This is a genomic window from Curtobacterium sp. PsM8, from assembly GCF_030433875.1.
Classification (GTDB): Bacteria; Actinomycetota; Actinomycetes; order Actinomycetales; family Microbacteriaceae; genus Curtobacterium.
The window spans coordinates 25,726-35,480 of sequence record NZ_JARUXD010000036.1; the positions used below are offsets into that span (position 1 = coordinate 25,726).

Below are 9,755 nucleotides of genomic sequence, written 5' to 3' on the forward strand. Positions count from 1 at the left end.
AGATGCCCCACGAGCCCGTCCGACTGCACGCGGTCACCGTCCGCCGCGGCCCCCGGACCGTCCTGCACCGCACCGACGCGCACTTCGACGCCGGCACCGTCACGGTCGTCGCCGGCGCGAACGGCTCAGGCAAGTCCACCCTGCTCGAAGCCGTCGCCGGCACCCTGCCCACCGCCGAGGGGCGGGTCAGCGGCACCACACCGGGCCGGGTCGCGCACGTCGCCCAGACCGTCCCAGACCCCGGGCCACCGCTCACCGTGCGCGCCGCAGTCACGATGGGCAGGTGGGGCGCCCTCCCCTGGTGGCGTCCGCTCGGCCGCCGGGACCGCGACCTCGTCGACGAACAGCTGCACCGACTCGAACTCGCTGACCTCGCCGACCGACCGCTCGCCGAGCTCTCCGGCGGCCAACGGCAACGCACCCTCGTCGCGACCGGCCTCGCCCAGCGCGCCCCGGTCCTCCTGGTCGACGAACCGACCGCCGGCGTCGACGCCCGATCACTCCGACTGGTGCTCGACGCGCTCGCCGCCGAGGCGCAGCGCGGGGTCGTCGTCGTCCACGCGGCCCACGACCCGGCCGCCCTGGCGTCGGCGGACCGCGTGCTCACGCTCCACGACGGCGCACTCCACTGACCGTCGGTCTCCCGCGGGATCGCCGGACGACCCGACCGCAGCGACAGCTGCCCCTCCGGTCCGCGGAAGGGGGGACGGGCCGTCACCCGACCCGGGGAACCGGCCCGTTCCTCCAGGCCGTTGCCCAGGCCCACCCCAGCACCGGCGCAGGTCGGGAGCGCTCCATGGGGCGATGGCCAGATCCCTGCTGACCGTCCCCCTGTCCCTCACCGTCGTCGCGGCCGCCCTCGCCTGGGTCGTCCTCGGCCCCGCCGCCGCGGTCGCCTTCATCGCCCTCGCGGTGCTCGAGATCGCGATGGCCGCCGACTCGTCGGTCCCGATGGCCGGGATCGCCGGCCGCCTGCACTCCCCCGCCAGACGGCTGTTCCTGTCGCTCGGCATCGTCGCCGGCGTCCTCACCATGCGCCTGCTGCTGCCACCGGCAGCGGTCGTCGTCGGGTCCGCCGAGGACCCCGCCGCCACCGTCGGCGAGGCCGTCTTCGCCCCCGGCGCCTTCGCCGCCCACCTGCAGGAGGTCCGACCCGCGCTCGCCGCGTTCGGTGCGGCCTTCATCTGGCTGGTGTTCGCCGAGTACCTCTTCAACACCGACCGCGCGTCCCGCAAGTCCTGGCTCGGCCGACTGGAGGCCCGCCTCGCCGCCGTCGCCCGGCCGCGCGTCTGGTCGCTGGTCACCGCGGCGACCGGCGTGGCGCTGACCTCCGTCCTGGTCGCGGTCGCGGCGGAGGGGCGCCCGACGTCCGTCCTGCTGGGTCAGGTCGTGCCGGTCCTGGTCGGCGGGCTCGCCGGGATCGCCGCGTACCTCGGGTCGAAGCGGCTGGCGCGGTGGGCGCTGCACGGGCGTCCGGCTGCCGGCTCGGACACCGGCTCGATCGGCACCGGGGGTGGCGCATGGCGGATCCACCTGTACGCGTCGACGGTCGTGTTCGAGCGCGGGCTCGTGGTGTTCATGCTGTTCGAGATCCTGGACGGCGTGTACTCGCTGTCCGGCTCGGGGGTGCTCGGGACGGACGGACTCGGGGCGCTCGAGCAGGTCGCGGTCGGGGCGGCGGCGATCGGCGTCGGCGCGATGTTCCTCGCCCGGCTGACCTCGCACCTCGACCAGGCCGCCGGGCTGCGACGGCTGCGGTACCTCAAGGCGGGGGCCGCGTACGTGCTCGGGGTGCTCGCCGTGCTGCTCTGGACGAGCCTGCTCGTACCGGTGCCGGGGACCCTCGTCGCCTGGTTCGGCACGGTCGTCATCGGTGCGGCACTGGCGTCGTCGCTGCCGTGGCGGGCGTGGGCGCGGCGTGCGCGGGCGACGTCCGCCGACCGGTCACGAACCGTCGCTCTCGCCGCCGGGGAACGACGATCCGTGACCGCTCGGCGAGACGGGAACGGGGTGTCGTGACCGGTGGGCTCGGCTACTCGCGCTCGTCGAGGCGGAGGAGGCGGGTCTCCTCGGCGTCGTACTCGGCCCGGACCTGGCGCAGGACCAGGTCGTCGATCTCGCCCTGGTCACGCAGCCGCAGCACGGTCGCCGCCTTGAGCCGGACGAGGGCGAGCTCGAGTTCGACGGCCGCCCCGCGCTGCACGAGCAGCGGGTGCTCCTCGTCGTCGCTCTCCTCGGCCTTCACCAGCGCCAGGTGACCCTCGTAGTCCTCGCGGATCCGGTCGACGATCTCCGACTCCGCCCCGGTCTTCCGGGCGAGTCGGGGCAGGGCGTCGAGCGCCGCCTCGATCGCCGTGCGCTCCGCCGACCGGCGCTCCTCGAGCACCTCACCGCTGCCGTCGAACGCGGCCCAGCGCACCACGGCCGGCAGCACGAGCGACTGCCCGACGATGGTGACCACCACGACGCCCGCGGTGACGAACACGATGAGGTCGCGGTCCGGGAACGCCCCACCGCTCTCGACCACCCGCGGGACGGCCACGGCGGCGGCGAGCGAGACGGCGCCGCGGAACCCGGTCAACCCACTGACCAGCCGGTCGCGGTGTCCTTCGCGGGGTGAGCCTCCCGTCCGCAGCGTGACGAGACGGATCGTGCCCCAGGACAGGTTGAGGAACGCGAACCGCAGCACGACGACGGCGACCGACACGGCGCCGATCAGACCGAGGCCGACGACGATCTCGCTGCCGGCGAGGTTGCGGACCGAGATCGTCGCCTCGATGCCGACCAGCACGAACAGCGCGCCGTTCAGCAGGAACGTCGCGAAGGACCAGAACGACCGCACCTGCTGACGGGTCTCGGCGCGGTCCAGCTTCGGCGCGACCTGGCTGACGACGAGCCCCGCGACCACGACGGCGAGCACCCCGGAGGCGCCGACCGCCTCGGCCAGCAGGAAGGCGGCGAACGGCACGAGCAGCGTCAACAGGTTCTCGAGCACGACCGCGTGGATCCGACGGAGGACGAGCATGCCGAGCCACGAGGTGAGCAACCCGGCCGCGATCCCGCCCACGTAGGACAGGACGAGCATGCCGGAGACGTTCCAGACGGTGAGCTCCTGCTCGCCCGCCGTCACCGCGACGGCGATGCCGTAGATGACGAGGGTCGTGCCGTCGTTCACCAGCGACTCGGCTCGGAGGACCGTGGTGTTCCGCCGGGGCAGCGACCGGGTGAGCGCGCCGACCGCGGTGGCGTCCGTCGGGGCGACCGCGGCGCCGAGGACCCAGGCCGGACCCCAGGGCATGCCGAGCAGGTGCAGCAGGGTCGCGACGCCGCCGGCGGTGAGGACGACGAGCAGGGTGCCCATCAGGACGATGCCGCGGAGGTTCGCGCGGATCTCCCGGAGCGAGATCGTCAGGCTCTCCCAGTAGAGCAGCGCCGGCAGGAACAGCAGGAGCACCGCGTCGGCCGGCAGCTCCACCTTGCCGAACACCGGGATGAAGGCGATCGCAGCGCCGAAGGCGAGCAGGAGGACCGGGGGCGCGACGCGCAGCCGGCCGGAGACCGCGGTGGCGACGGCGATCGCGACCACGAGCACGACGACGAGTTCGGGCGCGATGAGTTCCATGGGGAGTCCAGCCTGACAGGGTGTGGATGCGGGGACGTCCGGGTCGTCCGCTCAGCGTCGCCGTGCGGTGTGTACCGCTCAGCGTTGGCGTTCGGCGCGTGCCGTGAGCACCAGGAAGGTCACGTGCCCGAGCAGGGCGATGCCGAAGAACACGAGGGCGACCGCGTAGACCCGGTCGAGCGTGCCGTCGCCGGTCAGCAGGAGCACGATGCACCCGACCACTGCGGCCGACAGCACCCCGACCTGCACCATCGACCACGTCTTCCGCCACCGCGGCTGCTGTCCCTGACCGTCCACGCCCTCATTCTCCCCCGGGACCTCGTGCCCGGCCTACCGCTGCCGCGCAGTCGCGGTGCTCGGTTCGGTCGGCCGGGCCGCCGCGGCTCCTACGATCGTCGCGCGCCGCAGGTCGTGGTGCGGGGAAGGACCGTGGCCATGGCGACGAGGCAACTGCACTTCGACGGCTCGGGGGTGCCGGACGGCGAGGGCGTCGTCGCGACCCGGCTGGGATGGCTGCTCGACCCGGGAGACGTGCACTTCGCGCTCGCCACGGACGGCACCGGGGCGACGGACTTCCACCGGGGCGGCTGGAACTCGTGGTCGCCGACCGGCTGGGCCCCGCTCGACGAGAGTCCGCTCCGCATCTGGGGCGACGACGAGCGACGGCTCACCGCGGACGACGCGGCGAACGACACGCCGGACCGGCACGAGGGCAACGGGTTCGGCGCGCTACGGCTGGCCGACGGCCGGGTCCTGCTCCTCGGCGCGCTCGGCCTCGGCACCCCGCGGGTGGGCGGCGCGGCGCACAGCCTCTGGGCCACGGTCGAGACCGACGACGGCGACGGGTGGTTCCTGGGCGTCGGGCCCGAAGCCGCCGTGTTCGCCCGCTACGCGGAACTCCTGCGCGACCGGCTCGGCACCCCGTCCGCCCCGCCCGTGTCGACGCTCTGGTGCAGCTGGTACTCGTCCTTCGAGGACATCGACGAGGGGCTGATCGCCGACGCGACGGCCGGGCTCGGCGACCTGCCGGTGGACGTCGTCCAGATCGACGACGGGTGGGAGGAGATCGTCGGCGACTGGGTGCCGAACGACCGCTTCCCGTCCGGCATGGCGGCCACCGCGGCGACGGTCGCGGCTCGGGGGTCGCGCCCGGGGCTCTGGCTCGCCCCGCTCATCTGCCTGCCCGGGTCACGGACGGCGGCCGAGCACCCCGACTGGCTCGTGCAGGACCCGGGCGGCGGTCCGCTGGTCGCCGGGTACAACTGGGACTCGCACTACTTCGCGCTCGACACCACCCATCCGGAGGTGCAAGCGCACCTGGACGCCGTGGTGCGGACGGTGGTCGGGTGGGGCTTCCGCTACCTCAAGCTGGACTTCCTGTACGCCGGGGCCCTGCCGGGCGTCCGACACCGGGACGTGCCGCGGGAACGGGCGTACCGGGAGGCGCTGCAGCGGATCCGTACCGCCGCCGGGCCCGACGTGTACCTGCTCGGGTGCGGTGCGCCGATGCTCCCGTCGGTCGGGGTCCTCGACGGCGTCCGGGTCGGCCCGGACACGGCGTCCGACTGGGCACCGCCCGGGAGCGTCGCCGACCCGAGCCACGAGGGCGGACGGAACGGGGCCACTGCCTCGCTCGCCCGGCTCTGGATGCACGAGCTGTACCAGGTCGACCCGGACGTGGCGTACTTCCGGTCGATCGAGACGACGATGAGCCCCGAGCAGCGTCAGGTCGGCGTCGACCTGGCGATCGTTGCCGGCTTCCGGTCGACGTCCGACCCGGTGGCCTGGCTCGACGCCGGGGAGCAGGCGGCGCTCCGACGGTTCCTCACCGGCGAGCCGGTCGTCGAGCCGGCAGGCCCGGACCGCTACGTCATCGACGGCCGGACGGTCGACTTCGGCCCGGTCGTCCGCGAAGCCCGCGTGGGTCGGGAGCACCTGACCGAGGAGCGCGACCAGCGAGCCCGCTAGTGCGGTGACCGCAAGGCCACTGGGACACCGGGGAGCCCGGGCACCGCGACCGTGTGCACCCGGACGCCGTGCCGACGGATGCGGTCGAGCTCGTCCGGGTCCGCCGCGTCGTCCGTGACCAGGTCGTCGACGTCGTCGAGGCCGGCGACCCAGGCGGTGGTGACGCGACCGATCTTCGACGAGTCCGCGACCACGACGACCCGCTGGGCCCGTCGTGCCATCACGCTGTTCGTCCGCGCCTCGGTGCCGTCGTGGGTCGTTGCCCCGCCCGCCGCGCTGACACCGTCCATGCCGAGGATCGCCGTCCCGACGGTCACCGCGTTGAACGTGCTCTCGGCCAGCGCACCGACGAGTTCCAGGGAGTGTCCCCGCACGACACCGCCGGTGACCACCACCGTGAGGTTCGGCCGTCCGCCGATCTCGGACGCCGTCGTGACCGAGTTCGTGACCACGGTCAGGTCGTTCCGGAACATCAGGGCACGTGCGACCCCGGCGGCGGTGGTGCCGCCGCCGATCGCCACGACGCACGGCCCCTCGGGCAGCAGGGTCGCGGCGCACCGGGCGATGCGGGCCTTCGCGTCGCGGTACTGCGCGTCCCGCAGCCCGACCGGCACCTCGGACGCCGGCAGGGTCCGGGCTCCACCGTGTGTCCGGGCCAGGAGCCCCTGGTCCTCGAGGTCGGCGAGGTCCCGTCGGATCGTCGCCGGGGAGACCCCGAACGCCCGGACCAGGTCGTCCAGCCCCATGCTCCGACGTTCGCGGACTGCCGTGATGATCGCGATCTTGCGGCTGGACCGCTTCGACGACCCGGACTGCAGAGACGGGGCGGACTCGAGGAAGTGCGTCACGGATTCCCTTTCGCTCAACTGGACTGCGCGTTTCTGGTCGTTGGTTGCGACAACTGCTCAAAACCACACAGTATGCCTCCACGACGCATCCCACCGTTCGACGAAGGAGTTCTCGGTGCCGACACCACGACGCACGTCCCCCCGCTGGCCACGGACCAGACGACTACGGGGTGCCGTCCTCGGGATCGCGCTCGCGGTCACGACGACGATGCTCAGCGGCTGCGCCACCCCGGGCGCGACCGTGCTCGACGTCGACGCGCCGGTCACCATCACGATGTGGTCCGGGCAGAGCGACCAGGCCGAGAAGCTCCTGCAGCGGCTCGTCACCGAGTTCGAGGACGAGCACCCGAACGTCACGATCGACATGTCCGCCGGCTCGTCGTCCACGGAGGAGCTGCTCCAGAAGCTCGCGGCGTCCTTCGCCGGCCACGACTCCCCCGACGTCTCCTACACGTTCGGGTCCTGGGCCAGCCAACTCGAACGCTCCGGTCGCACGCTCGACCTGCGGGACGTGGTGTCCGACCCGGAGGTGCGGTGGGACGAGTTCTCGTCGGCGGCCCGGGCGACCGCGCAGCCGACCGGCGGCAAGGTGATCGGGTTCCCGGCCGTCGTCGACAACATCTCCCTGCTCTACAACAAGACGGTGTTCGACCGGGCCGGTGTCGCCTACCCGACCGCGGACTGGACCTGGAGCGACTTCCGACGCGCGGCGAAGCGGCTGACCGACGCCGACAGCCACACCTACGGGTACGGCTACTCGGTGTCCGGCAGCGAGGAGACGACCTGGCAGCTGTGGCCGCACCTGTGGCAGAACGGCGGCGCGATCCTCAGCGAGGACGGCGAACGGTCGGCGTTCGACTCGGCGGCCGGTGTGCGGGCGGTCGCGTTCCTCCGCGGCATGGCCGTCGACGACCGCAGCGTCTACCTGGACCAGACGGACACGAAGGCCGCGCAGCTCTTCGCCAGCGACCGGATCGGGATGATCACCTCCGGACCGTGGCAGCTCTCCGCCCTGCAGACCGCGAAGACCTCGTACGGCGTCGTGCAGCTGCCGGGCACCCGCGGTGACCACCAGACGGTGTCCGGCCCGGACCTCTGGACCGTCTTCGACAACGACGACGTGAACCGTGCGCACTGGGCGACCGAGTTCACCCGCTGGCTGACCTCGGCGGAGCAGGACGAGCGGTTCAACGTGGCCGTCGGCAACCTGCCACTCCGCTCCAGCGAGACCTCCAGCGCCGCGTTCCGGAAGCAGGTCGCCGCGCTGCCGGGGCTCGACGTGATGCAGGCCAACTCCGCGAACGCGCGGCAGGCCCGACCGACCGTGCCCGGGTACAACGGCCTGTCCGAAGCCGTCGGCAACGGGGTGGCCCGGGTCCTCCAGGGCGAGGGCACCCCCGCCGAGACGCTGCGGCAGGCGACCGTCGCCGCCGACAAGGCACTGCGCCAGGGCTAGGAGCCACGACATGACCACCTCAACGATCCAGCCTCCGAAGCCGCGGGAGCAGACCCCCACGAAGGCCGCGGCCCGCCGGCGGTCCGCCCGCTCCCGGCGGGAGGCAGCGGCCGGCTGGGGGTTCGTCGCCCCCGCGCTCGCCATCGTCCTCGGCCTGACGGTCTTCCCCGGGGTGTGGGCGCTCGTCCTCTCCTTCCAGAGCTGGGACGGCTTCAGCCCGGCCACCCCGGTCGGCACGCAGAACTACCAGGACCTGGTGACCGATGCCTCGCTCGGCGCCGCCGTCCTGCACACCGGCCTCTACACGGTCCTGTTCGTGCCGGCCTCGCTGTTGCTCGGGCTGTTCCTCGCGGTGGCACTGAACCGGAAGATCCGGTTCATCGGGCTGTACCGCACGGCGGTCTTCGTCCCGTTCGTGGCCTCGGCGGCAGCGACCGGCATCCTCACCACCTACCTGTTCAGCCCACAGTTCGGCATCGTCAACAACGTCCTCCGGGTCCTGCACCTGCCGCAGCAGGGCTGGCTCGAGGACCGGAGCGAGGCGATGCTCGTCATCATCGTGATGTCCCTCTGGGGCCAGGCGGCGTTCACGACGGTGATCTACCTCGCCGCGCTGCAGGACGTCCCCGGCGAGGTGATCGAGGCCGCCCGCATCGACGGCGCGAACGCGTGGCAGACGTTCTGGCGGGTCGTGTGGCCGCAGCTGACACCGGTCACCACGTTCGTCGCGATCTACCAGACCCTGCAGGCGGTGCAGCTCTTCGACCTGGTCTACGCGACCACCCGGGGCGGGCCGCTCGACGCGACACAGACCATCGTCTACCACCTGTGGAAGGTCGCGTTCCAGAACCTGCAGTTCGGCTACGGCTCCGCCATCGCCTACGGCCTGTTCTTCCTCACCCTCGTCACCACGGTCATCGTCACGGTCGCGCAGCGTCGCGCCGGAAGGAGCACGCCCTGATGTCCACCGGACTGCCCACCGCCCGACGACGACGCCTGCCGTTCAGCCCCTGGCACCTGTTGCTGCTGCCGATCTCGCTGCTCTTCCTGGTGCCGTTCATCGAGATGTTCACGACGTCGCTCGAGCCCGCGTCGGAGATCAACAGGTTCCCGCCGGCGTTCATCCCGACGCACTTCACGCTGTCCGGCTACGAGCGGCTCTTCGCCGAGAGCGACGTCCTGCACTGGCTGCTCAACACCGTCATCGTCTCGGCGTCGGCGATCGTCTCGCACCTGGTCCTGTGCTCGCTCGCCGGGTACGGGTTCGCCCGACTGCGGTTCCCGGGACGGACCTTCGGGTTCCTGGCCGTCCTCGCCACGATCATGATCCCGTCGCAGCTGCTCATGATCCCGACCTACGTCATGTTCGCGCGTCTGCACCTCGTCGACCACCTCGGCGCCGCGATCGTGCCGTGGCTGGCGTCGGCGTTCGGCATCTTCCTGATGCGACAGTTCTTCCTCTCGCTCCCCGCCGAGCTCGAGGAGGCCGGCATGATCGACGGCTGCAGCCGCCTGCAGGTCTTCTTCCGGATCGTGCTGCCGCTCGCCCGTCCGGCACTCGCCACCCTGGCGGTGTTCACGCTGCTCGGCTCCTGGAACGACCTGGTCTGGCCGCTCATCGCGATCAACAACGAGGACGCCTTCACACTGCAGCTCGGCCTGACGAACTTCCAGGGGGTGCGACGCACCGACTGGTCGCTGCTGATGGCCGGCAACGTCGTCGCGACCCTGCCGCTGATCCTGATGTTCCTCGTCGCGCAGAAGCAGTTCGTCGCCACGATGGCTTCCGCAGGTCTGAAGGGCTGACCGACCGCCGCCGGCGGACGGACGCACCAGACGGACGGGAGGCCCGTGGCGGCGC

General features: G+C 72.4%; 9 protein-coding genes. 6 read left to right on the forward strand and 3 right to left on the reverse strand.

Features of this window, described 5'->3' with window-relative positions; all coding sequences use genetic code 11:
* Positions 1-2 precede the first annotated feature (2 nt).
* Complete coding sequence (locus tag QCD68_RS10010; protein WP_111073354.1) at positions 3-632, forward strand: metal ABC transporter ATP-binding protein; 630 nt, start codon at positions 3-5, stop codon at positions 630-632.
* Positions 633-804: 172 nt separating this feature from the next.
* Entirely contained in the window at positions 805-2,019 is a 1,215-nt protein-coding gene (locus tag QCD68_RS10015; RefSeq protein WP_301222912.1) for a DUF475 domain-containing protein, read from the forward strand.
* A gap of 13 nt (positions 2,020-2,032) precedes the next feature.
* On the opposite strand, the gene QCD68_RS10020 is transcribed toward QCD68_RS10015, so the two are convergent.
* Positions 2,033-3,622, reverse strand: coding sequence for a Na+/H+ antiporter (locus QCD68_RS10020; RefSeq protein ID WP_111073352.1), 1,590 nt, complete (start codon positions 3,620-3,622; stop codon positions 2,033-2,035).
* 78 nt (positions 3,623-3,700) lie between these two features.
* Positions 3,701-3,919 (reverse strand): hypothetical protein, encoded by a 219-nt coding sequence (locus QCD68_RS10025; protein WP_181439108.1) that lies wholly within the window; start codon positions 3,917-3,919, stop codon positions 3,701-3,703.
* 138 nt (positions 3,920-4,057) lie between these two features.
* On the opposite strand from QCD68_RS10025, the gene QCD68_RS10030 reads away from it, so the two are divergent.
* On the forward strand, positions 4,058-5,590 hold the full coding sequence (locus QCD68_RS10030; protein ID WP_301222913.1) for a glycoside hydrolase family 36 protein: 1,533 nt from the start codon (positions 4,058-4,060) through the stop codon (positions 5,588-5,590).
* Here QCD68_RS10030 and QCD68_RS10035 read toward each other — a convergent pair.
* Positions 5,587-6,438 (reverse strand): DeoR/GlpR family DNA-binding transcription regulator, encoded by an 852-nt coding sequence (locus QCD68_RS10035; RefSeq protein WP_301222914.1) that lies wholly within the window; start codon positions 6,436-6,438, stop codon positions 5,587-5,589. The genes QCD68_RS10030 and QCD68_RS10035 overlap by 4 nt on opposite strands.
* Before the next feature lie 115 nt (positions 6,439-6,553).
* Here QCD68_RS10035 and QCD68_RS10040 point away from each other — a divergent pair, with 115 nt between their 5' ends.
* The 3 genes from QCD68_RS10040 to QCD68_RS10050 are packed head-to-tail and all read left to right on the forward strand — an operon-like array spanning position 6,554 to position 9,700.
* The gene (locus QCD68_RS10040) at positions 6,554-7,894 is read left to right on the forward strand and encodes an extracellular solute-binding protein (protein WP_301222915.1); all 1,341 of its coding nucleotides are present in this window, start codon (positions 6,554-6,556) and stop codon (positions 7,892-7,894) included.
* Between the two features lie 10 nt (positions 7,895-7,904).
* Complete coding sequence (locus QCD68_RS10045; protein ID WP_301222916.1) at positions 7,905-8,855, forward strand: carbohydrate ABC transporter permease; 951 nt, start codon at positions 7,905-7,907, stop codon at positions 8,853-8,855.
* The gene (locus QCD68_RS10050; RefSeq protein ID WP_301222917.1) at positions 8,855-9,700 is read left to right on the forward strand and encodes a carbohydrate ABC transporter permease; all 846 of its coding nucleotides are present in this window, start codon (positions 8,855-8,857) and stop codon (positions 9,698-9,700) included. Before QCD68_RS10045 ends, QCD68_RS10050 begins: the two co-directional genes overlap by 1 nt.
* Positions 9,701-9,755 lie beyond the last annotated feature (55 nt).

Excerpts from the sequence above, each read along its gene's own strand:
- QCD68_RS10010 (WP_111073354.1), top strand. The coding sequence starts at position 3 with ATGCCCCACGAGCCCGTCCGACTGCACGCGGTCACCGTCCGCCGCGGC.
- QCD68_RS10015 (WP_301222912.1), top strand. The coding sequence starts at position 805 with ATGGCCAGATCCCTGCTGACCGTCCCCCTGTCCCTCACCGTCGTCGCG.
- QCD68_RS10020 (WP_111073352.1), bottom strand. The coding sequence starts at position 3,622 with ATGGAACTCATCGCGCCCGAACTCGTCGTCGTGCTCGTGGTCGCGATC.
- QCD68_RS10030 (WP_301222913.1), top strand. The coding sequence starts at position 4,058 with ATGGCGACGAGGCAACTGCACTTCGACGGCTCGGGGGTGCCGGACGGC.
- QCD68_RS10045 (WP_301222916.1), top strand. The coding sequence starts at position 7,905 with ATGACCACCTCAACGATCCAGCCTCCGAAGCCGCGGGAGCAGACCCCC.
- QCD68_RS10050 (WP_301222917.1), top strand. The coding sequence starts at position 8,855 with ATGTCCACCGGACTGCCCACCGCCCGACGACGACGCCTGCCGTTCAGC.